At 71.1% G+C, this 24,532-nt stretch carries 19 protein-coding genes, 1 tRNA gene and 1 pseudogene; 8 read left to right on the top strand and 13 right to left on the bottom strand.

All coding sequences use genetic code 11. The annotated features are described in order from the left end of the window. Positions 1-173: 173 nt before the first annotated feature. Positions 174-812 carry a hypothetical protein gene (locus ACWDAK_RS22645; protein ID WP_344635532.1) on the top strand — a complete coding sequence of 213 codons (639 nt, stop codon included), beginning with the start codon at positions 174-176 and terminating at the stop codon, positions 810-812. 57 nt (positions 813-869) lie between these two features. Here ACWDAK_RS22645 and ACWDAK_RS22640 read toward each other — a convergent pair whose 3' ends face one another. From ACWDAK_RS22640 to ACWDAK_RS22630, 3 genes are read right to left on the bottom strand one after another with little or no spacing between them, the layout of a single operon-like run. After that, positions 870-1,628, bottom strand: a complete 759-nt coding sequence (locus ACWDAK_RS22640) for a WecB/TagA/CpsF family glycosyltransferase (RefSeq protein WP_344635531.1) — start codon at positions 1,626-1,628, stop codon at positions 870-872. A 3-nt stretch (positions 1,629-1,631) separates the two neighbouring features. Beyond that, complete coding sequence (locus ACWDAK_RS22635) at positions 1,632-3,464, bottom strand: DUF4082 domain-containing protein (protein ID WP_344635530.1); 1,833 nt, start codon at positions 3,462-3,464, stop codon at positions 1,632-1,634. 40 nt (positions 3,465-3,504) lie between these two features. Then, on the bottom strand, positions 3,505-4,692 hold the full coding sequence (locus ACWDAK_RS22630) for a glycosyltransferase (RefSeq protein WP_344635529.1): 1,188 nt from the start codon (positions 4,690-4,692) through the stop codon (positions 3,505-3,507). 644 nt (positions 4,693-5,336) lie between these two features. Between ACWDAK_RS22630 and ACWDAK_RS22625 the strand changes: the two genes are divergently transcribed. Continuing rightward, positions 5,337-8,831 carry a S8 family serine peptidase gene (locus tag ACWDAK_RS22625; protein WP_344635528.1) on the top strand — a complete coding sequence of 1,165 codons (3,495 nt, stop codon included), beginning with the start codon at positions 5,337-5,339 and terminating at the stop codon, positions 8,829-8,831. A gap of 88 nt (positions 8,832-8,919) precedes the next feature. Here ACWDAK_RS22625 and ACWDAK_RS22620 read toward each other — a convergent pair whose 3' ends face one another. The 6 genes from ACWDAK_RS22620 to ACWDAK_RS22595 all read right to left on the bottom strand — a co-directional run bounded on the left by ACWDAK_RS22620 (position 8,920) and on the right by ACWDAK_RS22595 (position 15,400). Further along, a complete protein-coding gene (locus ACWDAK_RS22620; RefSeq protein ID WP_344635527.1) occupies positions 8,920-9,780 on the bottom strand; it encodes a bifunctional 5,10-methylenetetrahydrofolate dehydrogenase/5,10-methenyltetrahydrofolate cyclohydrolase in 861 nt (286 codons plus the stop codon). A 267-nt stretch (positions 9,781-10,047) separates the two neighbouring features. Further along, a complete protein-coding gene (locus ACWDAK_RS22615; protein ID WP_344635526.1) occupies positions 10,048-11,148 on the bottom strand; it encodes a hypothetical protein in 1,101 nt (366 codons plus the stop codon). 112 nt (positions 11,149-11,260) lie between these two features. Continuing rightward, positions 11,261-12,664 carry an ABC transporter substrate-binding protein gene (locus ACWDAK_RS22610; protein WP_427393046.1) on the bottom strand — a complete coding sequence of 468 codons (1,404 nt, stop codon included), beginning with the start codon at positions 12,662-12,664 and terminating at the stop codon, positions 11,261-11,263. 28 nt (positions 12,665-12,692) lie between these two features. Further along, the gene (locus ACWDAK_RS22605) at positions 12,693-13,571 is read right to left on the bottom strand and encodes a carbohydrate ABC transporter permease (protein ID WP_344635524.1); all 879 of its coding nucleotides are present in this window, start codon (positions 13,569-13,571) and stop codon (positions 12,693-12,695) included. Then, complete coding sequence (locus ACWDAK_RS22600) at positions 13,568-14,527, bottom strand: carbohydrate ABC transporter permease (protein ID WP_427393047.1); 960 nt, start codon at positions 14,525-14,527, stop codon at positions 13,568-13,570. The genes ACWDAK_RS22605 and ACWDAK_RS22600 overlap by 4 nt, the downstream gene beginning before the upstream one ends. 414 nt (positions 14,528-14,941) lie before the next feature. Then, positions 14,942-15,400, bottom strand: coding sequence for a pyridoxamine 5'-phosphate oxidase family protein (locus tag ACWDAK_RS22595; protein WP_427393048.1), 459 nt, complete (start codon positions 15,398-15,400; stop codon positions 14,942-14,944). Between the two features lie 195 nt (positions 15,401-15,595). Here ACWDAK_RS22595 and ACWDAK_RS22590 point away from each other — a divergent pair, with 195 nt between their 5' ends. Beyond that, positions 15,596-16,459, top strand: coding sequence for a YwqG family protein (locus tag ACWDAK_RS22590; RefSeq protein ID WP_427393049.1), 864 nt, complete (start codon positions 15,596-15,598; stop codon positions 16,457-16,459). A 743-nt stretch (positions 16,460-17,202) separates the two neighbouring features. Here the strand turns inward: ACWDAK_RS22590 and ACWDAK_RS22585 are convergent. Both ACWDAK_RS22585 and ACWDAK_RS22580 read right to left on the bottom strand, forming a co-directional pair. Then, complete coding sequence (locus ACWDAK_RS22585; RefSeq protein WP_427393050.1) at positions 17,203-18,267, bottom strand: PP2C family protein-serine/threonine phosphatase; 1,065 nt, start codon at positions 18,265-18,267, stop codon at positions 17,203-17,205. 534 nt (positions 18,268-18,801) lie between these two features. Further along, positions 18,802-18,889: transfer RNA gene (locus ACWDAK_RS22580), tRNA-Leu, on the bottom strand. A gap of 246 nt (positions 18,890-19,135) precedes the next feature. Here ACWDAK_RS22580 and ACWDAK_RS22575 point away from each other — a divergent pair. From ACWDAK_RS22575 to ACWDAK_RS22560, 4 genes and pseudogenes are all read left to right on the top strand, one after another. Continuing rightward, complete coding sequence (locus ACWDAK_RS22575; protein WP_344635716.1) at positions 19,136-20,473, top strand: M20/M25/M40 family metallo-hydrolase; 1,338 nt, start codon at positions 19,136-19,138, stop codon at positions 20,471-20,473. A 452-nt stretch (positions 20,474-20,925) separates the two neighbouring features. Beyond that, a complete protein-coding gene (locus ACWDAK_RS22570; RefSeq protein ID WP_344635519.1) occupies positions 20,926-21,168 on the top strand; it encodes a chaplin in 243 nt (80 codons plus the stop codon). A gap of 103 nt (positions 21,169-21,271) precedes the next feature. Further along, positions 21,272-21,874: pseudogene (locus tag ACWDAK_RS22565) on the top strand (chaplin); the annotation flags it as partial. 399 nt (positions 21,875-22,273) lie between these two features. Then, on the top strand, positions 22,274-22,405 hold the full coding sequence (locus tag ACWDAK_RS22560; RefSeq protein WP_344635726.1) for an LPXTG cell wall anchor domain-containing protein: 132 nt from the start codon (positions 22,274-22,276) through the stop codon (positions 22,403-22,405). A gap of 343 nt (positions 22,406-22,748) precedes the next feature. On the opposite strand, the gene ACWDAK_RS22555 is transcribed toward ACWDAK_RS22560, so the two are convergent. After that, positions 22,749-22,958, bottom strand: coding sequence for a DUF5703 family protein (locus tag ACWDAK_RS22555; protein WP_425557555.1), 210 nt, complete (start codon positions 22,956-22,958; stop codon positions 22,749-22,751). A gap of 397 nt (positions 22,959-23,355) precedes the next feature. Between ACWDAK_RS22555 and ACWDAK_RS22550 the strand changes: the two genes are divergently transcribed. Continuing rightward, positions 23,356-23,973 (top strand): hypothetical protein, encoded by a 618-nt coding sequence (locus tag ACWDAK_RS22550; RefSeq protein ID WP_344635518.1) that lies wholly within the window; start codon positions 23,356-23,358, stop codon positions 23,971-23,973. Positions 23,974-24,088: 115 nt separating this feature from the next. Here the strand turns inward: ACWDAK_RS22550 and ACWDAK_RS22545 are convergent. Continuing rightward, positions 24,089-24,532: ATP-binding domain-containing protein (locus ACWDAK_RS22545; RefSeq protein ID WP_449806490.1), on the bottom strand; the 444-nt coding region annotated here is incomplete at its 5' end.

Below are 24,532 nucleotides of genomic sequence, written 5' to 3'. Positions count from 1 at the left end.
CCTGGGGCCGTAGCTGACCCCAGTGTCGCAGTCGCCCCGGCCGATGCCGAGCTGGCTGTCAAGACACCCCCGTACGAGCCTAGTTGGAACGGGCATGCGGGCGGAGAACAATCCGCGAACTGCCGCAACCGCGCTCCGGGAGGTGGCAGGATGGCCGACGGGGTGGGGTGACGATGTCCTTTCGCGGAGTGGTGCGCGCGCTGCTGCGGCGCTGGTACGTGCTTGCCCTGGCGGCGGTGCTGACACTGGCCGGTGCGGTGGTGGTGGCGAAGCCACCGGTGGTGTACCGGTCCGCCGCCGTGGTGCGGATCAAACCGCCCGAGACACCGCAGGACCCGAGCGGGATGACGGACTTCCGGCCGTCGTTGGCGATCATCGGGGCGGCGGTGGTCACCGTCCTGAAGAGCCCGTCGGGGACGGGCGAGCTCCGGCAGGCCGGGGTGAGCGGCGACTTCGACCTGGCGCCGCGGAACACCGGCACCACCAAGACCGAGGCGTACGTCGTCCCCACCGTGGAGATCAGCGTCAAGGGCGCCGACCCGAAGCGGGCCGACCTCGAAGTCGACGTGATCGTCCAGTACTTCGGCACCGAGCTGCGCAGGCTGCAGGACGGCAAGAACATCCCCGAGCAGCGGTACATCACCAGTGACCAACTGGTTCCGGCGACCGCGCTGCCGGTGCTCGGAGTCAAGAGCCGGGGGCTGGTGGGGGTGGCCGCGCTCGGGATGCTGGGCGGGGTGGCGTGCACCCTCTGGACGGACGAGTACCTGCGCTCCCGCGCCAGGCGCCGAACGGTGTTGCGGGCAGCGTGAGGCACCAACGGCGGTGCGGGGCGTCAACGGCGGTGCGGCCGGCGGCGAGGTGGCGCCTCAGCGGGAGGGACGGAGCCGGAGGGCGGCCATCCGGGAACAGAAGACGGGTATGCCGATCACATAGCGGCCGAACAGCCGGCGGGGTTCGACGGCCAGGCGGAACAGCCACTCCAGGCCGGCCCTGCGCATGGCGAGCGGGGCCCGCGGCACCTTCCCGCCGAGGTGGTCCAGCACGGCACCCCCGTTCACGATCAGGACGGGGTGCGAGAGGGCCGCGCGCAGCTCCATGCTGACCGCCTCCTGCTTCGGCATGCCCATCGCCAGCAGCACGAGGTCGGGCTCGGCCGCGAGGGCCTGCCCGACGTACTCCTCCGGCGGGTCGAAGCCCTCCCGGGTCGCGACCACGGTCAGTCCCCAAGACTCCAGCGTGCGGCGGGCGTTGTCCAGCCACGGCGAGCGGGTGCCGAACAGCGCCACCCGCCTGCCCCGGTAGGCGCGGCAGACGGCGGGGATGAAGTCCGTACCGTTCATGTTCCGCCCGTACGGCCGTCCGAAGACCCGCATGCCCAGCTTCATCCCGATGCCGTCGCGCAGCAGCAGGTCCGAGCGGAACAGCCCGTCCAGCATCTCGGGTCGGCGCCACCCCAGGTTCACCGCATGGGCGTTGACGAAGGAGAGGACGAACGGGCGCTTGAGCAGGGTGAGTTCGTCGAGCAGTGCCTGCTCGGCAGGCTCGTCTCCGACGATGCGGATCCGGTCCATCAGGGTCTTGAAGTCGCGGGCCTGAACGGTCTTCGCGGCCTGTCGGTGCTCCATGCTTCAACTCCCGTCGAGGGTGTAGGCGTGCGGCTGGTAGGCGTCGAAGCGGTCGGTGAAGGTGCCGTCGGTGGCGGTGAGGGTGCGGCCGTCGTCCGTGCGGATCTTCCCGCTCCAGCGGTCGGGCAGGGTGAAGGTGGCCGTTGCCGGGCCGCCCCGGGGCAGTTCGGGCGAGTCGGTGGCGACCGCGAGGACGGCGGTGCGGCCGCCGGCCTTCCGGAGGGTGGCCGTCACGGGCGCACCCTGGGTTGCGACGCCGACCAGGAGCGGCGGTGCGTTCCAGTACCCGGCGTACGCCTGCGCGTCCGCGTTCACCTTCCTGATGGTGGCCGCCGAGCCGGCGTCCCGCAGGCAGGCGTCCACCTGCTGGGACTGGGCGGCGAAGGAGTGGCAGAACCAGCTCAGCCCGGTCGCGCCGTTGACCAGCGCCGCCCAGGCGGCCGCCCGGACCTGGGCGGGCGAGGCGGCCTTCGCACCCGACGGGGTGGCGGAGCCGCCCAGCATCTGCACCGGTGTCTCCAGGAAGACCCACACCGGTTTGCCGGGTGCCAGCGCCCGGGCACGGGCCGCCGTGGCCGCGTACGTGTGGACGCCCTTGGTGCGGGCGGGGGAGGACGGGTCGGTGATGCCGTAGAAGTCGACCGAGACGATGTCCGCGGCGGCGGTGTAGCCGCTGAAGTCGGTCGGGCAGCCGGGACTGCGGGCACCGCCCGCGACCCCGCTGCCGAAGTTGACCAGCACCGGCCGGGTCCGGTCCTGCTGCCGCAGGCTCCTGGCGAAGCCGGCCAGCTTCTCCGGCGGCATGCAGCCGGCCCCCGTCGGGGTGCCGTTGGGGACGTTCATGTCGGGCTCGTCCGCGAGCTGGTACCCGGCCAGGGCGGCCCCGCCGAGTTTCGCCGCCTGCGCGGCCAGCGGCAGGTCCGCGGTGTCGCAGGCCCATGCGGCGGCCCCGGTGGCGCCCGGCGCCGGGGCGCAGGCCCCGCCCCCGGCGATCACGGCCAGCCCGGCGGCGGTCGCGGCCCGGATCTGGCCGTGCTCCTCCTCGGGCCAGTCCCACAGCCCCACCAGGGTGTTGACCCCGAGCGCGGCGAAGGCGTGGGCCTCGTCAAAGCCGTCGAAGGGCGTCGTCGGATCCTGCATCCAGACGCCGATCGGGAGCTTCGAAGAGTCCTTCCAGCGCTCGGTCGCGGGCCACTTGGACCAGTACGCGGTGGTGAAGGCGTCCGGGACGTGCGAGGCGGACTCGGTCGGGGCGAAGGCCACGTCGACGTAGTAGTCGGTGTTCTCGTGCGACTGGGCGGGGAAGGCCAGCGTGCCGCCCTGGGCGAAGCCGCCGCCGACCGCCGTCAGCGGGCCGGAGCCGAGGGTGACGGGGCCGCCGTCGAAGGCGTTCGGTGCGGCTGCGTAGTGCCCGGACGGCGCCAGGTACCCGGCGGTGTACGTGGCACCCGGCGCGATCCGCACCGGCTCGGCGAACTTCGCCTGCTGCCAGCCGGTCTGGGACTCGTCGGCGAAGGCGGCCAGGGCCAGCTGCCTGCCGTGGGCGTCCCAGAGCGCTCCCAGGTGGCTGCCGGTGTTACCGGGACCCTTGTAGAAGCGGACGCCGGTCACCAGACCGGGCAGCGTCGAGGTGAAGCGGACGCCCAGTGTGGTGGCGGCGGGATCGGCGAACGCCGGGGTGGCGGGCTCGGCGGAGCCGAACATCGTGGTGGTCGGCCCGACCGCGCCGCCGGGCGACGGCGGAGCCGGTCTGGGGCTGCTTCCGGTGCAGGCGGGGAGCGTCGCCAGGGTCAGGCCCAGCAGCGCGGCGAGCGCGGAACGAGAGCGGCTGTGCACGCTGGTCTCCTTGTTGCGTGTCCGGTTCGCGCGGTGCCCCTCAGCCCGCCGCCGGCCCTTCGATCAGCTCGCGCAGCTCGGCCGCGCGCCGCTCCCAGGAGTCCTGTTCCACCGAGGCCCGGCGGCGGTGCACCGCCCCTTCGTCCTCGCTCCCGGCGGCCGCCAGGAGCGCGCCGACCGCATCGCTGAACTCCCCGGCCGTGCGGGCGATGGTCAACTGGTCCGCGTAGCGCCGTACTTCGGGGAAGTCGGTGGTCACCACCCGAAGGCCCAGAGCCAGGTACTCCTTGAGCTTGATCGGATTGCAGTGCCGGACCCAGTCGTTGTCCAGCCACGGCATCAGCGCCACGTCGAACCCCCGGCCGTAGGCGGGTATCTCGGCGTGCGGGCGGAAGCCGAGGTGGTGGACGTTCGGCAGGGCGGTGAGCGCGCCCAGGTCATGGGTGGTGTCGCCGATCAGCACCAGCTCGGCGTCCGGATGGTCCTTGGCCACCCGGGTCAGCAGGTCGAAGTCGACGATGAAGTCGTCCAACGCGCCGAAGAAGCCGATCCTCGGGTGCGGGATCGCGGCCAGATCGGCCGGCTCCGCCGCGCCCTCGGGGGTGAAGTGCTCCAGGTCCACGCCGTGGTCCAGGAACACCGCGCGGTCACGGGTGAGTTCGTGCTCGGCCGCCATCAACTCGGTGCTGACGTACAGCACACGGTCGGCGGTGGCCATCAGCCGCCGCTCCAGCACCTCGATGAAGGCGGTGTCGGCCTCGGGGAAGGCGGAGTGCCGGTCCGAGCGGTTGTAGACCAGGGTGCGGTGCGGCAGGTGCTCCACCACATCGGCCGCGGTCGGCATCGTCACCACGCAGACGTCCGTGGACATCCGCAGACTGCGGGCCGCCAGTCTGACCTGCAGCGCGATCAGTCGGGCGTTGAGCGCGCGGGCGAGCCGGCTGCCGTAGAACGGCAGCAGCACCGGAGTCATCACCGCGAAGCCGGGCAGCTCCGGCACGGGCCGCTGCACCTTGCGCGCCATGCTCCGTGCCTTGCGCAGGATCCGCCGCAGCGGCTGCGAACTCCGACCGGGCATCGGCATCCGCATCGCGATGCTGTTCACGAACAGGACCGGCCGCTGCTCCGCCAGCTTCAGCATCAGCTGCACGTCGGAGTGCGCCCGGTTGTGGTACCACCAGTCCTGCCCCGCGAAGCACACGTAACCGGCACGTCCCGCAGACGCCACGTCCCCAACCCCCACGATCGGACCACGACTTCGAACCCCCGCGCCAGGCTAGCGGAACCGGTCGGCCGTGGAGGGCCGGACCGGATTTCCGGTCAGCTGATTGCGTTTTGTCGGTTCATCAGATCAACGTCGATTCTTTTTGCGGGGCCGAGCCGGGGCCGTGACCCGGACCCGGCCGCACGTTGCCCGTCCACCGGTTCCGTGCCACCGGAACGCACACGCACCCGGCACGCCGAGCAGACGCCATGCCCCCAATCCGCACGATCGGAACCCCGGCCTCCCACCCCCCGCGCCTGGCAGTCGGAACCGGTCGCAGTCAGGAGGTTGGAGCGGTTTTCCGCTGTCTGGTCCGTATTTGCCGTTCCGTCAGTCGGTCCAACCGGGTAAAAGTCGTCAGAAAATTTTTACGGCGGCTCAAGCGGTCTCGACACGCCGGTTCCGAACTGCGGACTTGACCGGTCCTTGGGCATTTCCGCAGCGCGTTCACCTGCTCGTCCGCCCTCGATCCCTCTTGTCCCGGGGTCCGTTCATGCGCTGGAATGCGGGCCTGTCGGGACGGGTGTTCCAGGATAGTGCATGCGTCCGACCCTCGTTCGTGTGCTCGGACACAGGCTCCTGACATCGAATCAGATGAAGGGATGTTAATGATCCGTCGGCATAAACCGCGGCTGGCAGCGGTCACCCTTGCCGCCGCCGCTTCCATGGTGCTGGCCAGTGGGGCCACCGCCTGGAGCGCGCCACTGCCCGCCGTGTCGGGGTCCGCCACAGCTGCCGACAGCGGCGCGCCGGCCCCGGTCATCGTGATCCTCAAGGACCAGCTGTCGAGTGCCCCGGCCGACTCCGGGCACCTGACCGAGCGCAAGCAGCAGGCCGCCTCCGCTCAGGCGCCGCTGCTCGCCAAGGTCAGGGCCGAGGGCGGTACCAACATCAAGAGCTTCGTGGTCGGCAACGCCTTCTCGGCGACCGTGAGCCCGGCGCTGCGGGCCGCGCTCGCCGCGAACCCGGCGGTCGCCTCGGTGGTCCCCGACCAGACGGTCACGGTGACCCCGACGAGCCCGGCCACCCCCGCCGAGAGCAAGGGCGGCAAGGGCGCCAAGACCGCGAAGGCCTCGGTCGCCCCGGACGCCGCCGCCTCCGCCAAGGCCGCGGACGGCGGTCCGTACGGCGGCGCGATCTGCCCGAGCGACCCGGACAAGCCGTTGCTGGAGCCGGAGGCGCTGTACACCACGCACGTGCAGGGCACCAAGGGCTCGCCCGGTGCGAACGAGATCGCGGACGGCAAGGGCGTCAAGGTCGCCTACATCGCGGACGGCCTGGACCCCGACCACCCCGACTTCATCCGGCCGGACGGCTCGCACGCCGTCATCGACTACAAGGACTTCTCCGGCGACGGCTGGGACGCGCCCAGCGGCGCGGCCGAGGCCTTCGGTGACGCCTCCGCGATGATCGCCCAGGGGCGGCAGAGCTACGACCTGTCGAAGTTCGTCAACCCGAGCCACCCGCTGCCGGCCGGCTGCAACATCCGGGTCCAGGGCATGTCGCCGGGCGCCTCGCTGGTCGCGCTGAAGGCCGGCGGTGAGACCTTCCCCAACTCCGCGATCCTGCAGTCGATCGACTACGCGGTCTCGGTGGCGCACGTCGACGTGCTGAACGAGTCCTTCGGCAGCAACGTGACCCCGGACAGCAGTGCGCACGACACCATCTCGCTCTTCAACGACCAGGCCGTCGCGGCCGGTGTGACCGTCACGGTGTCCAGCGGTGACGCGGGCATCAACGGCACCATCGGCACCCCGTCGACCGACCCCAAGGTGATCTCGGTCGGTGCCTCCACCGACAACCAGTCCTACCTGCAGACCGGTTACGCCGCCGCCCAGTTCTCCAACGGCACCTGGTCGAACAGCCGGATCTCCGCGCTCTCCTCGGGCGGCATCACCCAGGGCGGGAAGACCGTCGACCTGGTGGCCCCGGGCGAGGCCGACTGGTCGCTGTGCGGCCCGGACACCAGTAAGTACACCGAGTGCACCGACTACAAGGGCGAGGGCAGCTCGATCCAGCCCTTCGGCGGGACCAGCCAGTCCGCGCCGCTGACCGCCGGTGCCGCCGCCGACGTGATCCAGGCGTACCGGGACAGCCACAAGGGCGCCTCCCCGTCGCCGGCCCTGGTCAAGGCCTTCCTGACCGGTACCGCCGCCGACCTCGGCCTGCCGGCCCAGGAGCAGGGTGCCGGTCTGCTGAACGTCCGTGCCGCCGTCGAGGCCGCCCGCGGCTACCACAGCCCGGACGGCGCCAAGGACAGCTCCACGGTCGCCGTCACCACCGGCCAGATCGACCTCACCGGCCACCCGGGGCAGACCCACACCGCCGACGTCAACGTGGTCAACACCGGCAGCAGCCCGCAGACCGTCAGCGCGGCCACCCGCACCTTCGCCCCGCTGAGCTCGTCCCACCAGGACGTGCAGCTGAACTCGGCCACCGACCCGACCTTCAACTACGCCACCAACGGCGCCACCTGGGTGCACCACGACGTGACCTTCACCGTCCCGTCCGGCGCCGACCGGCTGGCGGCGTCGATAGCGTGGCCGGGTGTCGCCCAGAAGTCCGGCAGCAACACGGTCACCCCGGTGGTCCGGATGACCCTGCTGGACCCGTCCGGACGGCTGGAGACCAACACCCGCCCGCAGGGTGGCCCGGTCTCGGCCAACTTCGGCATCGTGGACGTCCCGCACCCGGTCGCCGGGGAGTGGAAGGCGATCCTCTACACCCCCGCCGGCAGCAACGGCTTCACCGGCAAGGTCCAGCTGGACACCTCGTTCCAGCGGGCGGTTCCGGCCGGTGCGGTGAGCCCGCAGGTCACCACGCTGGCGCCGGGTCAGAGCAAGACCCTGCACGTCCAGTTGACCACGCCCACCACCAGCGGTGACAGCGACCAGTCGATCACCGTCGCCGGCTCCAACGGCCGTACCACCAGCGTGCCGGTCATACTGCGCAGCCTGGTCGACCTGAACGGCACCGGCGGCAGGTTCACCGGCACCATCACCGGTGGAAACGCCCGCAGCTACTCGCCCGCGCAGAGCTTCACCTACGCGTTCGACGTGCCGAAGGGCCACCGCGACCTGCGGGTCGGCCTGGCCCTCGGCGGCGACCCGAACGTGCTCCTGCAGGGCGTTCTGATCAGTCCGAACGGCACCCCCGTCGATGTCGAGAGCAACGCGCTGTTCGACGCCGGCGGGAGCCTGTCCGGCAAGGCCGCGAGCCTGTCCGTGACCACGATCAACCCGGCGCCCGGCCGCTGGCGGTTCGCCCTGGTGGTCGTCAACCCGGTCAGCGGCACCGAGCTCAGCCAGCCGTTCACCGGCACCATCGGGCTCGACCAGAACAAGGCCGCCGCCAACCTGCCGGGCAGTGCCAGGGCGAAGCTGGCCGCGGGCAAGGCCACCACGGTCACGGTCACCTACACCAACAACACCGGCGCCACCCAGGTCGTCCAGGCCGACGGCCGGCTGAACCGGAAGGTCGACCTGCCGCTGGTGCCGCAGGGCACCTCCGGGACGGTCGCACTGCCGCTCGGCCCGAGCTCCCAGACCCCCGGCTTCCTGATCCCGCCGGGCACCGACCGGCTCACCGCGGTGGCGGCCTCGACCACCCCCGCACAGCTGGAGCTCGGCGGCACCACCGGTTCGCCGGACCTGTTCGGCGACCTGAAGAAGGCCCAGAACGGTTCGACCATCTCGGTCGCCCAGTCCGTCGGCTCGGCCGCCCAGCCGATCGTCCCGGGCTTCTGGAACACCTCGGTCCAGCAGATCGGTCCGTTCCCGAACTCGGGTGCGCCGGCCGGCAGCTCCACCATCACCGCGACCGCGCACACCCTGGCGTTCGACCCGGCGATCACCTCCAGCACCGGTGACCCGTACACCCTCGCGGTGAACGCCGGCGCCAAGGCGACCACCCCGGTCACCGTCAAGCCGGGTGCGACCGGCACCATCCAGGTCACGGTCACCCCGACCGCCCCCAAGGGCACCACCGTCTCGGGCGTCCTGTACCTGGTCACCGCCCCGAACGGCGTGGTCGCCGCCAACAACCAGATCGGCATGACCGGTTCGGTGCTGGCGGCGCTCCCGTACAGCTACACCGTCAACTGACGTACGTCAGACGGCAAGTACGCCGAGGCTGTCCCCGATCCCGGGGGCAGCCTCGGCTGCTTTCCGGCCCTTCCCGGCGGAGTGCCGGTCAGACCGAGGCCGCCGCGAGGGCCGTCTGCCTGGCCGCCGCGTCGACGGTCTGGTCGATCAGTACGGCGATGGTCATCGGCCCGACCCCGCCCGGCACCGGCGTGACCAGCCGGGCGCGGCCCATCGCCCCGTCGAAGTCGACGTCGCCCACGTTGCCGGGGTTGTACCCCGCGTCGATCACGACCGCACCGGGCTTGAGCTGCTCACCCTTGATGAACTCCGGCCTGCCGACCGCCGCCACCACGATGTCCGCGGTGGCGAGGACGGCGGGCAGGTCGACGGTCCTGGAGTGGCAGTAGGTGACGGTCGCGTCCCGGGCCAGCAGCAGCATGCCCATCGGCTTGCCGAGGATCGGACTGCGCCCGACCACCACCGCGTGCTGCCCGACCGGGTCGACCCCGTACGCGTCCAGCAGCCGCATGATCCCGCCCGGGGTGCAGGAGGCGAAGCCGTCGTGGCCGAAGGCCATGTTCGCGAAGGACGCCATGGTCACACCGTCGACGTCCTTGGCCGGGTCGATCGCCTCGAACGCGGCCCGCTCGTCGATGTGGGCCGGCACCGGGTGCTGCAGCAGGATGCCGTGCACGGTGGGGTCCTCGGACAACTCCCGGATGACGGCGACCAGTTCCTCCGTGGTGGTGGCGGCCGGCAGCGGTACGTGCCGCGACTCGACACCCGCCCTGGCGCAGCGGTTGCGCTTCATCGCGACGTAGGTGACCGAGGCCGGGTCCTCGCCGACCAGCACCGTAGCCAGACACGGGCGCACCCCGGTCTCCGCCTCCAGGTGCCGTGCGCGCTCGGCGGCGCGCTCGAGGGTCTCACGGGCCAGGTCGGTACCGGTCATCAGCTGTGCGGTCATGGGCAGTCCAAGGGGTCTAGCGGACGGGATGCCCAGGCGCGCGGCTCAGACCGAGCGGCAACGGGGCCCGCGGCGTCGCGGGTCGATCATCGCCGGTCGGTCTTGGAACTGAAGGCGGATCGCTCCCCGGTGGTGCCCCACCCAAGCGCCAGTCACGGCCCGCGCGGTCATCCTAGCCGCTGCCCGGCCGTGCCGAGGCGGCGGGAGGCGGCGGGCCGGTGGACCCGGGCGGGTGCCGGGTGTGCGGATCCGGCGGTGCCGGAGAGATCAGCGGCGCCAGCGGTAGACGGCGTCCCACTCCTCGGTGATCCAGGTGCCGTCGCCGATCAGCATCACGGTGTCGACCTCCGGCATCGGGTACTCGATCCGGCCGTGCAGGGCGCCCGTGGCGGGGTCGGCCAGCCAGTGACTGTGCTCCCGCCAGTTCTCCCTGCCGAACATGTACACCGCGGCCTCGTCGTACGGGTTGTACAGCGTCACCATCGCCGTCTCGTCGTCCACGAAGCCGCTCCAGGTGGAGAACTGCGGGTCGTTGTGCACCGCGCAGTCACCGGTACCGGGGACCGGCAGGTCGCTCAGGCCGAGCGTGGCGGTGACCTCGTACGTGGGGAGGCGGTGCCAGGTGATGTCCCGTCGGCGCCGGTCGACGGTCATGCAGCGGGTGCTCGTGGAGTCCATGCCCAAGTAATCGCGCTCCTGGAGGAGCCGGTCGTCCGAGCCGTTCCTCAACTGCCCGCCCAGTACGATGGCACCGGCCTCCCACCGGGCCTCGTAGTGCGTGGAGGGCACTCCCGCACCCGACACGGTCACGCCCGCGACCTCGTCGTTCTCGTCCCAGAGCAGGCTGACGGACCGCTCGTAGCCGCCGCACGGGAGCATGCTCCGGGCCAGGACCGTGCCCTCGGCGTCCAGGGTGAGGATCAGGGTGCTGTCGGGCAGGCCGGAGGGGAGCCGCAGCCACATCCGGAGCTCCCCATCGGTGCCGCCGGTCGAGGAGCGGCCGGCCGCCGGGCGGGCGGAGGACCTGACCGTCGAGAAGTCGAGGTAGCCCCAGCGGCCGACCTCCCAGCCGCCGTACGGCTGTTCCCACAGCCTGGTGCCGTCCTGGGTGACGGCGACGTACCCGGTGGTGGTGCCGAAGACGGTGAACGACAGGTCGGGTGCCACCCACTCCCGCGGCCACCAGCCGGAGGAGGGGGCCGGGAACTCGGCCGTCAGCTCGGCCTGGTCCTTCAGTTCGTAGATCCGCAGCGACCTGGTGTTCCGGACCTCCAGGCGGGGAACGGGGCCGGTGCCGTCGACGAAGACCTGGGCGCCGTCCCGGTCCGGGATCAGGTACTTGGCCACCAGCCGGGGAGTGATCGTCATGCCGCCATCCTCTCGTGGCGGACCGACAAGAGCGTTCCCCGCCCGGACCCTGAGGACGAGAGGGCCGGCCCGTCCCGCGGCGGGGAGCAGGACCGGCCGGCCCGGTGGCGGGTCAGCCGACCGAGGCGTTGTAGCTGTCGAGGGCGGGCTGGAGGTCCTTGGCGGCGTCGCCGAGGGCCTGCTGCGCGGTCTTGGCGCCGCTGATGGTCTGCTCGATGGCCGTCTCGACGCCCTTGCGGGCCTGGGGCATCACACCGAGCAGGCAGCCCGCGGTGGCAGGGGTGGGCTTGGTGGCGTGGAGTTCGTCGATGGCGGTCTGGAACTGGGGGTACTTGGCCAGCCACTCCTTGTCCTTGGGGTCGTCCAGGGCCTTGCGGTTGACCGGGAAGTAGCCGGTGCCGGTGTGCCAGACGGCCTGCTGGGCGGGCTCGGTGAGGAACTTGGCGAACTCCCAGGAGGCGCGCTGCTCGGCCGCCGAGTGCCCGGGGCCGTCGATCCACAGCGAGGCGCCGCCGATCACCGGTCCGCCCTGGTCGTCGGCGGTGAGCCGGGGGTAGGGGGCGGTGGCGACGGTGAACTTGGCGGCCTCGGTGTAGCCGCGCAGCACGCCGGTGGACTCCAGGTGCATCGCGACCTTCCCGGCCTTGAAGGCGGCCTGGGCGTCGGCGGTGACCCGGCCGGTGTTGGCCGCGTACCCGCCCTTGACCAGGTCGGCCCACCACTGGACGGTCTGCGCGCCCTGCACGGAGTCGAAGAGCACCTTGTCGGCCTTCTCGGCGCGGCCGTTGTCCTGGTCGCAGTACGGGGTGCCGGACTCGGCGATCAGCTCCTCCACGAACCAGCCGTAGACGGACGCACCGAAGCCGTACCGCACCGTCTGCCCGTTCGCGTCCTTCTTGGTCAGCTTCTTGGCCGCCTCGCCGAGTTCGGCGAGCGTCCGGGGCGGCTTCGCCGGGTCCAGGCCCGCCTCCTTGAAGGCGTCCGCATCGAGGTAGAGCAGCGGCATCGAGGAGTTGAACGGCATCGCGGCCAGCTTGCCGCCGACGGTGTAGTAGTTGCGGATGCCCGGTTCGATGTCGTCCAGCTTGTACCCGTCCTTGTCCGCGAACGCCTGGGCCGGGACGGTCTGCCTGGAGTCGATCATGAACCGGGTGCCGATGTCGTAGACCTGCACCAGCGAGGGCGTGCCCTTCTGCTGCACCGAGGCCTTGTACTTGGCGATCACGTCGTCGTACGTGCCCTGGAAGAGCGGCTTCACCTCGATCCTGCCCCGGTGGGCGGCGTTGAACTCGTTCACCAGTGAGGTCAGCACGGTGGCGTTCTGACCGGTCATCGCGTGCCAGAACGTGACGGTGGTGACGCCCTGGGTCTGGTCGAGCGCGTCCGCACCGGGCGCGGAGCCGCCGGAGGAGGAGTCACCGGACGAGGAGTCGCCGGACGAGGAGGAACTGCAGGCGGTCAGGGCGAGGGCGGCCGCCGCCAGGCCGGCGGCCAGTCTGAGACTCCACTTGCTCATGGGTAACTGCCTCTCGGGTGAAGGAGGTTCAGCGGACGGCACCGGCGGTCAGCCCGCGGACGACGAAGCGCTGGCCGAACACCACCAGCACGAGGGTCGGCAGCAGCGAGAGCACCACCCCGGCGAGGATCAGCCCGGGGTCGGCCCGTTCGGCGTCCCGCAGACTGGCCAGCCCGATCTGCAGGGTCTGCATCTGAGCGGTACGGGTGATGATCAGCGGCCAGAAGTACTGGTTCCAGGCGGAGAGGAAGACGTAGATCGCGATCGCCGCGAGCGAGGGCTTGTTCAGCGGCACCAGGATCCGCCACAGGAAGCGCCAGTGCCCCGCCCCGTCGATCCGCGCCGCGTCCCGCAGTTCGGCCGGGAACTGTCGGAACGACTGCCGCAGCATGAAGGTCCCGAAGCCCGAGGCCAGGAACGGCAGCACCAGCCCGAAGTACGTGTTGCCCAGCCCCCACCCCGACAGCATCAGGTAGTTGGGGATGATCACGGCCTCCCACGGCACCATCAGCGTCGCCAGGAACACCCCGAAGACAGCCGCCCGCCAGCGCAGCGGCAGGAAGACGAAGGCGTACGCGGCCAGGATCGAGGTGAGCAGCTGCGCCAGCGTGATCAACCCCGCCGTGACGGCCGAGTTGAGGTACTGCCGTCCGAGCGGGATCACCTCGACCGCGCCGGCGAAGTTCCGTCCGGTGACCGAGTGGGGCAGCAACGCCGGCGGGTAGGAGGAGAGTTCGGACGGTCCCATGACGGCCCCGGCGAACGCGTAGTACACGGGGAAGGCGACGGTCACCACCGCTGCGCCCAGCAGCGTGTAGACGGCTGCCCGGCCTGCCGACTCCCGTATCCGCGCGGTGCCTTCGCGGGCGGCACGGGCCCTTGCCGGAAGGCGTTCGGTCGTGGTCACGCGTAGTGCACCTTCCGCTCCAGAAGCCCGAACTGGACGCCCGCGCAGGCGAGTACGACCACCAGCAGCACCACCGCCTGGGCGCTCGCGGTGCCGAAGTCGCTGGACCCGTAGGCGAAGGCCTTCTCGTAGACCGAGTAGACGAGCGTGCGGGTCGCGCCGTCCGGGCCGCCGAGGGTCAGGATGTGGATCTGTCCGAAGCTCTGCAGGGAGTTGATGGTGGACACCACGATCAGGAAGAACAGGTGCGGCCCCAGCAGCGGCACGGTGATGCTCCGGGCCAGCCGCCAGCCCGTCGCGCCGTCCAGCCGGGCCGCCTCGACGGTCTCCTGCGGGATCGAGCCGATTCCGGCGGAGAGCACCAGCACGTTGTAGCCGAGGTTCATCCACACCGTCGCGGCGCTGACCGAGAGCAATGCGTACCGCTGGTCGGTGAGCCAGCCGACGGGACCGGTGCCGAACTGCGACAGCAGCCCGTTCAGCACCCCGATCGCCGGGTTGAAGAAGACCGAGAACACCACCGAGGCGCTGGCCACCGAGAAGGCGAACGGCAGCGCGAACGCCGACCGCAACCAGCGCACCCCGCGAACCCGGCTCTCCAGCAGCAGCACCAGGCCGAGTGCGCCGAACACGCCGGGAAGTACGGTCAGCAGGACGAACAGCAGGGTGGTGACCAGCGTCTTGTGGAACTCGGCGGAGGCCAGCAGGTCGGTGTAGTGCCGCATTCCGACATACCGGGACGGCGCACCGAACAGGTCGTTCCCATGGGTGCTCAGATACAGGGTGCGGCCCAGCGGATAGCCGATGAAGAGCGCGAAGACCACCAGCGAGGGCAGCAGGAAGGCCCAGGCCAGCGTGCGTTCACCCCAGTCGGGCCGGCCGGGCCCGCGCTTCGGGGCCGCCGCGGTCGCTCCGGCCCGCCCGGCCGCCGCGGCCGCTCCGCTTGATCGGGGCATAGGGCGTCCACCTCTCCTCGCAGTGCGCTCGGCCGAAACCGTGTCGCGTTCGGGCGGCGCGGCGACCACCACCGGGTAGCCGCCGGGTGGCGCCCGATTTACGTGTTCGCATCAGACCTCGTCGATCCCGATCCCTACCCCGGAGACAGCTCTCCAGCCCTCCGTTTCAGCCCGCCTGACTCGCCGTGATGAACGGCCATTTCGGAACGGGGAAGGCCGTTGCCCCCGGGAGCGAGGGAGCCGGGAGCGTGGAAAGGCCGTCCCCGCCAGTGGCGGAGACGGCCTTCGAACCGTGAGGCGCGGTTCGGGACGGTGAGACTCGAACGGTGGGCCCTCGACCACCGGCGTGCCGCCGCCGGGGACGGCCCGGCCGCCCCGCTGCTCCTCGGGCAGTAGGGCCGGGAGCGAACGGACTCAGCCCTCGATGTCCAGCGCGGTGCCGTACAGCCGGCTGACCTTCAGCCGGATGACCACCCGGCGCTCGGCCACCTGCTGCGCCAGAAACGCCTCCTCGTCCTTGGGCGTCCCCAAGTCGGGGATCATCGAGAGCAGTTCCCGCCCGGTGGCGTCGCCCGGCACCGCGGTCACCTCGGAGACCTCCGCGTCGCCCTCGGCCACGGCGAACGACCACACGTCGCCACCCGGCACGTGCAGCGCCGCACGCGAATCGTTCCGCAGGTGCTTCACCTTCGTCCGGTCCGCGGTGGTGGAGAAGCGCACCACACGGGCGTCAGGATCCCAGTGGTAGAGCATGGTGGTCAGATGCGGATGGCCGCTGCGCCTGACCGTGGCGAGGGTGCCGAACCGCTGGCTGCCCAGCAGCTCGGAGAGGGCCTGATCGGACAGCGCGCGGGGTGCGGGGCCTTGAGTCATGCCGTGATCAACTTCCGTGCCCGCCCGGATATTCCAGGACCAGCCCCGGCCGGCGCGCGGAGAGGCCGGGCAGCCGGTCCGGGCCCGGCGGGACGGCCGGTCGAAGCCTGAACGGGCCGACGGATGACCGACCGAGCGGCGGTCGCGGCCGGTGGCTCCCAGGGCACTGTCAGGGACATAGCGCATCATCTACCCATGACTACCGCTCAGCCCGCACCATGGACCACCGAACTGACCGCCGCCGCCAGGCGGCACCTCCCGGCCGAGAGCGCCGGGAGGTGGGCGGCCCTGCTGCGGCCGTGCGTCCGCCTCTCGACCGCGCCCGCCGGGGTGGTCGGCCCGGTGGTCGGCCGACTCGGCGGTGAGCCCGAGCTGCCGCCCGGCACCGAGTGGCCGGTCTGGGAGGGCAACGGGCCGCTGTCCTTCGTCGCGTCGATCGACTGCGCGGCGCTGCCCACGGGCGAGTTGGACATCCCCGTGCCCTCGGACGGGACGCTGCTCTTCTTCTACTTCGACGGCCAGCTGGACGACGGCGACGCCCTGGTCCTGGTCGACGACCGCGACAGCTGGGCCGGCGCCCGAGTCGTCTACGTCCCGGCCGGTGCCGAGACCATCAGTCACCCCACCCCCGAAGACCTGGAGCCCTACCGCGAGGTACGGCTCACGGCCCGGCTCACCGCCTCCGAACCCGGCCGCTGGCACCCCACCACCACCGATGCGTTCGGCCCGGAGACCGACGAAGACCTGCGGGACAACTTCACCGACGCCGTGCGCCTGTCCTGGGGCGGCCGCCAGCACCGCATAGGCGGCCACCCGATGCCCATCCAGAACCCGGTCGAGTACGAGGTCGCCCACGCCGTCCTCAACGGCCAGGCCGGCTGGCACACCCCCGAACTCCAGGCCGAGGCCGAGCGCTGGGTCCTGCTCGCCCAGATCGACAGCGACCCCGCCGCCGACATGATCTGGGGCGACATGGGCTCGCTGTACTGGCTGATCCGCCCCGCCGACCTGGCCGCGAAGCGCTTCGACCGGGCGGTCTTCAACTGGCAGTGCAGCTGACGGGCCTTGCTGTCGCCCGGCTCTCCCAGTCAACAGCCACAGGAACCGGGGAAACCAGAAGACCCCGGTAGAGCTTCTGAATGCCTTACCGGGGTCTGATCTGTGCCCCGGGGCCTTGAACTCCCGCCTCTGACACCAGCTTTCTACGTTTCTGACCTGCTAAAACGTTGGTGGCGAGTGGTCGGGCCGACAGCTTCGGCTGCCTGCGCGTCCGGCCTGTTCCGGAGTGCTGCTGACCGCTGTGGGGCATGTGTGGGTCACGTGACTCCGTCCCGGTGGCCAGTGGCCTACGCCACGTCTTCCCGGAGTCGTTGGCCGGTCAACAACTCATTCGCGCACCTGGCGGCCGAACGAATCACTGCCACGAACGGCGCCCTCCGGCCACAGCGCCCGGACGGGCACGCCGGTGCGCTGGGCGTATGCCACGACATCGGCGGTGCCGCCGTAGCCACGTGCGTGCGGGGAGGCCGTCCCAGACCGCGATGCTGGTCCTTGCCCCGCCCGCAGGCATGGCACAGGATCCGTTCGGGTGAGGTGTGGACGTCCGGTCGCAGCCAGCAGCCAGCAGCCAGCAGCCAGGGCCGGCCGCTACGGGCCGCGTCGGCACCCGGGCCTGGCGAGGCGTCGTCGAGCTCGCAGGCTCACGCGTTCCCTCACCTGCCTGCGCGGGGCACCGAGACAGCGAATGCACGGACGTCAGGTGATGTAACGGAGCCGTTGTAGCGGCGTGCCGGCTCCGGCCGTCAGGCGGTGCCCGAGCCGGATGGACGAGGATCTTCGCGGTCCGGGTGTTCACGCAGGCGTACGGCGAGGGCCGCGATGTCGTCGTTGAGTCCGCCATCGCTGTGGTCGATCAGGTCCTGGTGAAGCCGGTCGAGTAGCTGGCGGGGCGCGGTTGGGCTCTGCCGCCGCATCCAGTCCGGTAGCGGGAAGAACTCGCCGCTGCGGTCGCGGGTCTCGACCACGCCGTCCGTGTAGAGCAGCAGCAGGTCACCAGGGGTGAACGGGACGGAATCGACGATGTAGTGGTCGCCGATCAGCTCCGCGAGGTTGAGGAGCGGCGAGGGAGCCGTGGGCTGCAGCACGCCGAGCTGCCCGGCGTGCACGAGCAGCGGCGGGGGATGCCCGCAGTTGAGGAGTCTGATGCAGCCGCCGTCTCGCGGGATCTCGGCGAGGATGGCGGTGGCGAAGCGCTCCGGCGAGTCCTGGGTGGCGTACACGTCGCTGTGGCGGGTACTACTGGTCTCCAGGCGGCGGGCGACGCCGCGCAGATCCGGTTCGTCGTAGGCGGCCTCCCTGAAGGAGTTGACCACTGCCGCGGCCGACCCCACCGCGGACAGGCCCTTGCCCCGCACATCGCCGATGAGCAGCCGAACTCCGTACGGTGTGTCGACGGCTTCGTAGAAGTCGCCGCCGATGCGGGCCTGCGCCGCTGCCGCGAGATACAGCGACTCGATCTCGATGCAACCGACGAAGCGTGGCAGAGGACGCATGACCACTTCCTGCGCTGCGTCGGCGACGAGTCGGACGTGCAGAAGGGTCGTCTCCCGCTGGAGCCGGATATGGCTCGCGTACGCGGCCGCAACCGTGACCGCGACGATCGCCCCCACCGTGTACCACGTCCCCAGGTCCGGATAGACGAGGCTGAGGCCGATCATGATCAGAAGGCAGAGCATCCCCAGCAGGACGGTGGGAAGCACGGGCCACATGCACGCGGCGAGGGCCGGTGCGGCGGTCAGGATGCGGCTGAAGGCGACCTCCCTGGGCGTCGCGAACGCCAGGCTGGCGACGACGACGGTCAGGATCACCGGCGCCAGCAGAACAGGTTCTGACCGCGCGCCGGAAGGACGGCGACGCCGTAGCCGATCACTAATGATCACAAAAACTATCCTATCGACACAAACCGCTATCAAAGCCTGCTACGCGGCGCATCGGGTGGCGATGCGGAGAACGCGGTTGTTGCGGTTGGACGCGCAGACGGAGCAGTCGCGCGCTGGGATCAGGGCGCCGGCCACGATCCACGACCTGTCCGCTCCCGCTCCGGACGGGGGCGTCGGCTCCGGCGCCGGGAACGGGCCCGGCTCCCGCGCGACGTCACACCGTCGACGACGAGCCGCCGAACGGCGGCGTCAGCTGGTGCGTCGTCGGATTTTCTCCGGTAGCAGCAACGGCGCTGGCATCGTTGCGGGTGGTTCATGTCGGCACGGGCGACGCGGATCCCAATTGCGGCAGGGCTTTGCAGCCCAAGGTCGGGAGCTGCTCGCACCGAGTGGTGATCGCAACGGCCCGGCAAGTACCAGAAACGCAAAAACCGCTGGTCACAGTCGTGACCAGCGGTTCGCTGGTGTCCGAGGGGGGACTTGAACCCCCACGCCCGATAAAGGGCACTAGCACCTCAAGCTAGCGCGTCTGCCATTCCGCCACCCGGACTAGGTGTCTGTCGTTGCGGTTTTCGTTTCCGTGCCGCGCTGACATGGATAACTGTAGCAAGATCGGCTTGAGGATCCAAAATCGTCCGTCGCGAGCCCTGGCGGGCTTCGATCTGTGGGATTGCCCTTGGGGCGGGGCGGTTGCTGGGGGAGGATGGCGGGAGCGTGCCCGCAGGGCCGCGGCCGTGGGGCCGGGGATGGCGTGGAGATGCGCCGGGCGGGCTTGAGACGAGGAGTGACCGTGACCTTGAGCGAGTCGAAGGCGGAGCGGGTGGCTGTCCCGGGCGTGACGGCTGAGTCGGAGGTCGCCGAGATCTGCCGTGACCTGATCAGGATCGACACCAGTAACTACGGTGACGGCTCGGGGCCGGGGGAGCGGGCCGCGGCGGAGTACGTCGCGGAGCAGCTGGCCGAGTTCGGCCTGGAGCCGCAGATCTTCGAGTCGGCCAAGGGCCGGGCCTCGACCGTGGTCCGGATCGAGGGCGAGGACCGCTCCCGTCCCGGCCTGCTGATCCACGGCCACACCGATGTGGTGCCGGCCAATGCCGCGGACTGGACGTACGACCCGTTCGCCGGCGAGATCGCGGACGGCTGCGTCTGGGGACGCGGTGCCGTGGACATGAAGGACATGGACGCGATGACCCTGGCGGTCATCCGTGACCGGCTGCGGACCGGCCGCAAGCCTCCGCGCGACATCGTGCTGGCCTTCCTCGCGGACGAGGAGGCGGGTGGCACCTACGGTGCCCGTTTCCTGGTGGACAAGCACCCGGAGCTGTTCGAGGGCGTCACCGAGGCGATCGGCGAGGTCGGCGGCTTCTCGTTCACGGTCAACAACGATGTCCGGCTCTACCTGATCGAGACGGCCGAGAAGGGCATGCACTGGATGCGGCTCACGGTCGAGGGCCGGGCCGGCCACGGCTCGATGGAGAACGACGACAACGCCATCACCGAGCTGTGCGAGGCGGTGGCCCGGCTCGGGCGGCACCAGTTCCCACTGCGGATCACCAAGTCCGTGCGGGCGTTCCTGAACGAGCTGTCGGACGCGCTCGGGGTCGAGCTCGACCCGGAGAACATGGACGAGACGCTCCGGGTGCTCGGCGGTATCGCCAAGATGATCGGCACCACGCTGCGCAACACGGCGCAGCCGACCATGCTGGGTGCCGGCTACAAGGTGAACGTCATTCCCGGCCAGGCCACCGCGCACGTGGACGGGCGCTTCCTGCCCGGCTACGAGGAGGAGTTCCTGGCCGAGCTGGACCGCGTGCTCGGCCCGCGGGTGAAGCGCGAGAGCCTGCACTCGGACAAGGCGATCGAGACCGACTTCGACGGGCCGCTGGTCGCGGCGATGCAGTCCGCGTTGCGTGCCGAGGACCCGATCGCCCGCGCGGTGCCGTACTGCCTCTCCGGCGGCACGGACGCGAAGTCCTTCCAGGACCTGGGGATCCGCTGCTTCGGGTTCGCGCCGCTGCAGCTGCCGCCGGACCTGGACTTCGCCGGGATGTTCCACGGCGTGGACGAGCGGGTGCCGGTGGACGGGCTGAAGTTCGGCGCCCGGGTGCTGGACCGGTTCATCGACGCCTGCTGAGCGGACAGTACGAAGCCCGCGGACGTTGCGAGGTCCGCGGTCGGTACGAAGCCCGCGGTCGGTACGGAGTCCGACGGATGGCCCGCCCCGGAACACGGGGCGGGCCATCCGCATGTCCGGAGCGTCCGTGCCGGCATCCTCCGCTGAGCGGGCCGAGGGCGCGCCCCACCATCGCCGCAGCATCGCCGGAGCGCGTTGCCGGCGCTGCTGCGCGCATTGTCGGAGCGAATGACTTGAAGCCTGCTGGAGGGGGCTAAGAAGAAACGATAAATCCCGGAACAGCAGATCGATTGCCTGTGCGAGATGTAACCGTTACGGGTGAATGGGTGATCGCCTCCGTACCCCGTTTGCCGCATCGTCGTTCACCCATACGGCAGCTCGGAGCCGGGCTGTGGAATGACGAATCGACATCAGCCGCCCCGGAGATCTGCCGGGAACGGCCAGGAGGAACCATGAAGGTCAAGAAGATCGTTGCCGTTGTCGCCGCCGCCGGTGGTCTGGCGCTCGCGGGTGCCGGTGTCGCCTCCGCTCACGACGGCGCGCCGGCCCAGGGTGCGGCGGTCAACTCCCCGGGCGTGCTGTCGGGCAACAACGTCCAGGTCCCGGTGCACGTGCCGATCAACCTGTGCGGCAACACCATCTCCGTGATCGGCCTGCTGAACCCGGCCTTCGGCAACAACTGCCAGAACTTCTGAGCAGCCCGCCGCAGCCCGCTGCGGCAGCTCTCGCAGGACGGTCCGACGGCTCGCGTGGCAATGGCTGAGCCGGGCGGCTGATTCACGCGCCCCCGGGCGGCGGATGGCTCCGCCCGGGGGCGTTCTCCTGCCTACCCGGCGTGCGAGTCAGTATGCAGTCTCCTCGCAACTCGATTGGGTGAACGTCTCTCGTTCGGCTCAACTTCTGCGGTGGGCTCTCGTTAATCCGTGGACGGGCAGCAGCTTCGTCAGGAATTCCGACAATCACAAGTCAGGGGAGTACATGCGACAGGTCGCCAAGAGAGGAATCCTCACTGCCATCGCCACCGGCAGTGTGCTGGCCTCCACCGCGGGCTACGCGTACGCAAGTGCCGAAGCCCACGGCGGTGCGGCCAACTCGCCCGGAGTGGGCTCCGGAAACAGCGTGCAGGTCCCCGTGGACGTCCCAGTCAACGCCTGCGGAAACACGGTCAACGTGGTCGGCGTGCTCAACCCGGCGATGGGGAACAACTGCGGGAACGTGTCACACGGCGGTCAGGGCGGCGGGCAGGTAAACACGGGTTCCGGGGCCTCCTCCGTGGGAGGCGCGCAGAACTCCCCCGGAGTCGTCTCCGGCAACAGTGCCCAGGTTCCGGTCAGTGTCCCGGTGGACGCCTGCGGGAACTCCGTCAACGTGGTCGGCGTCGGAAACCCGGCCTTCGGCAACGACTGCGGCAACCAGGGCGGGACCCACGTCACTCCGCCTGGGGGTACGACCGTGACCCCGCCTGGGGGTACGACCGTCACTCCGCCTGGGGGTACGACCGTGACCCCGCCTGGGGGTACGACCGTGACCCCGCCTGGGGGTACGACCGTGACCCCGCCTGGGGGTACGACCGTCACCCCGCCTGGGGGTACGACCGTCACTCCGCCTGGGGGTACGACCGTGACCCCGCCTGGGGGTACGACCGTCACCCCGCCTGGGGGTACGACCGTCACCCCGCCTGGGGGTACGACCGTCACTCCGCCTGGGGGTACGACCGTGACCCCGCCTGGGGGTACGACCGACACCCCGCCTGTCACGTCGGTGTCGCTGCCGCCCCAGGGCACGCCCCACCAGCCACCCGTGGCCAGCACCGGCCCTGACCACCTGGCCTCCACCGGTGCGGCCGGGCTGGAGCTGATCGCCCCGACCGGAGTGGCGCTGCTGCTCGGCGGTGGCGTGCTCTACCGCCGCTCCCGTGCCGGAGCCCGCTGAACCCCGTCCCGAGGACGGCGGAGCTCCGTAGGGCCCCGCACGAGTCCCGTTCCGCCCCCGGGTGACTCCTGTCCCGGGCGCGGGCGACCGGCCGGGGCCCACCCGAGCGCCCGCAGTCGTGCGGTTCACGGCTGCGGGCGCTCGCCCGTCCGGTGCGGGCGGAGGAGGCCCGGCCGCCGGGGCGCGGGACGGCGGCAGCCGACCGGCCGGCACGGGGTGGTCAAGGGCCCGGGCGTCGTCGGCCCGAGTGGTCATACGCACGATCGGCGACCCGCCCGGCGGCCGGAGTCCGCAGGTCGAACCGGAGCCGTCGCCCCGACGTCCTGTCGCCCCGCACCCGCCGCTACCAGCTCCTGACCTGCCGGATGATCCGGCGGCGCAGCAGTGCCGTGCGGCTGCCGTCCGGGAACAGCCGCAGCCGGTCCAACTCCCAGTTCCCGTACTCGGCGTGGTCGGTGAGCAGCTGCCGGGCCGCGCTTCGGGTGGTGCCGCGCGGCATGCGCAGCGACTGGTACTCGTACTCGGGCTGCCGGACCAGCTTGGGTGGGGTCAAAACTCTCCTCCTGCGGAACGTCTGGAGGCCAGGGTACGACCTGCCTGTGACAACCGGACCGGTCCTGCGAGCCGGGCCGGGGAGCCGCTGCCTGCGAGGCTGACGCGGGCGTGGCTGACAGTCAATCAGGTTCCTTGCAGCGGGAGGGATACCCAGGCCGGGCCGCCGCGATGCGCAGGTCGGGGGCGAGTGATCGTGCACGGTGCGGCCGTCGGCGGGCGGTGGTCGGGCCTCGGCGGATCCGCCGGTGTTCCGGAAGGGGGTGGTCCGGAAGGGGTGGACCGTGCGGTCACAGAACCGCCCGGACCGGACATCCGGGGGTAAGTTGCCGGGAATTCACGGGTGTAGGCGATATCCCCTGTGCGTGTCGTCCCCCTGGGGAGATAGCGTCAGCACCATGTCTGATGCCGCGCAGCTCACCATCGCCGAGGTACGCGCCGCCGCCGAGGCGGTCAAGGCAGCCATCGACCGCCATCTGCAAGCGGTCTCCGCCCCCGCAGCAGCGGACGATCCCGCTGTCGCCGCCGCCTACGAGGAGCTTGCAGCGGCGGCCATCGCCTACGACCAGATCCTCTACGAGGTCTACGACGAGGTCACGCCCTTCGAGGTCCCCGGGGACGAGAGTGCCGGCGGTTACGTCGGCCCGGACCAGCCCGAGGCGATCAGTGTGCTGATCCGCCGCGACTATCTGATCACCGACGCCAAGCGGCTGCGGGCCCAGGCCGAGCGGGTGGACAGCACGCTGACTCCCGGCGGCGGCAAGGACGGCGGGGTCAATGCGGCGATCGGCGTGCTCTTCGGGGAGTACGAACCGGACGAGATCGCCGCCCGCTGCGAGGAGTTCGGCCTGGAGGAGGGGGACTCGACGCTCTGGGTCGCCGCGTCCGAGCCGTCCGAGCCGGGGGAGTGGCTGCCGGAGCCCTTCGACGGTGCTGATCCGCAGCTGCTGATCTGCCGCTTCGACGTCAGCGAGGTCTACGACGACGACCTCGACCGCTTCGAGGGCGAGGCCTGACCGGCACGGACCACGGTGAGCGGCGCCGGATGCGGAGTATCCGGCGCCGCCCGGGCAGTCAGGGGCGGGCGGCCGGGGCGGGCGGTGCCACCCCCGGCCGGCCCGCCCGCCGGGGTTACATCTGGCCGGTCTGCTCCGCCAGGATCGACCGGAGTCGGGTGGTGCGAGGCTGGGCCGGCCGCTCGGCGACGGCCTTCGGGAGTGCTTGGCCTGCGGCGTGGACGACGGACAGGTGCCGCTCCGCGCGGCCGAACGCGGTGTAGATCCACTGCCTGGTCAGCCCGGCGGCCGCGTCGTCCGGCAGGACCGCGACCACGCCCGGCCAGCGCCGGCCGACGGCCTGATGGACCGTCAGTGCCCAGCCGTGCCGCAGCTTCGCAGCCTGCGCCGGGGTGACCGTCAGCCGGGTACCGTCGGAGAGTTCGAGGTGCAGCCCCGACGCGTCGCCGTCCAGGACCCGGCCCGGGCGGGTGATGCCGGGGACGGGCGAGTACACCACCCGGTCACCCGGGTCGAAGCCGCCGAACCGGCCGGGGCCGGGGTTGAGCCGGGCCTTGGC

The sequence above is a fragment of the Kitasatospora sp. NPDC001175 genome (genome assembly GCF_053598215.1).
This window is presented reverse-complemented; position numbering and strand designations above follow the sequence as displayed.

Excerpts from the sequence above, each read along its gene's own strand:
- ACWDAK_RS22645 (WP_344635532.1), top strand. The coding sequence starts at position 174 with ATGTCCTTTCGCGGAGTGGTGCGCGCGCTGCTGCGGCGCTGGTACGTG.
- ACWDAK_RS22640 (WP_344635531.1), bottom strand. The coding sequence starts at position 1,628 with ATGGAGCACCGACAGGCCGCGAAGACCGTTCAGGCCCGCGACTTCAAG.
- ACWDAK_RS22625 (WP_344635528.1), top strand. The coding sequence starts at position 5,337 with ATGATCCGTCGGCATAAACCGCGGCTGGCAGCGGTCACCCTTGCCGCC.
- ACWDAK_RS22620 (WP_344635527.1), bottom strand. The coding sequence starts at position 9,780 with ATGACCGCACAGCTGATGACCGGTACCGACCTGGCCCGTGAGACCCTC.
- ACWDAK_RS22615 (WP_344635526.1), bottom strand. The coding sequence starts at position 11,148 with ATGACGATCACTCCCCGGCTGGTGGCCAAGTACCTGATCCCGGACCGG.
- ACWDAK_RS22610 (WP_427393046.1), bottom strand. The coding sequence starts at position 12,664 with ATGAGCAAGTGGAGTCTCAGACTGGCCGCCGGCCTGGCGGCGGCCGCC.
- ACWDAK_RS22600 (WP_427393047.1), bottom strand. The coding sequence starts at position 14,527 with ATGCCCCGATCAAGCGGAGCGGCCGCGGCGGCCGGGCGGGCCGGAGCG.
- ACWDAK_RS22595 (WP_427393048.1), bottom strand. The coding sequence starts at position 15,400 with ATGACTCAAGGCCCCGCACCCCGCGCGCTGTCCGATCAGGCCCTCTCC.
- ACWDAK_RS22590 (WP_427393049.1), top strand. The coding sequence starts at position 15,596 with ATGACTACCGCTCAGCCCGCACCATGGACCACCGAACTGACCGCCGCC.
- ACWDAK_RS22570 (WP_344635519.1), top strand. The coding sequence starts at position 20,926 with ATGAAGGTCAAGAAGATCGTTGCCGTTGTCGCCGCCGCCGGTGGTCTG.
- ACWDAK_RS22550 (WP_344635518.1), top strand. The coding sequence starts at position 23,356 with ATGTCTGATGCCGCGCAGCTCACCATCGCCGAGGTACGCGCCGCCGCC.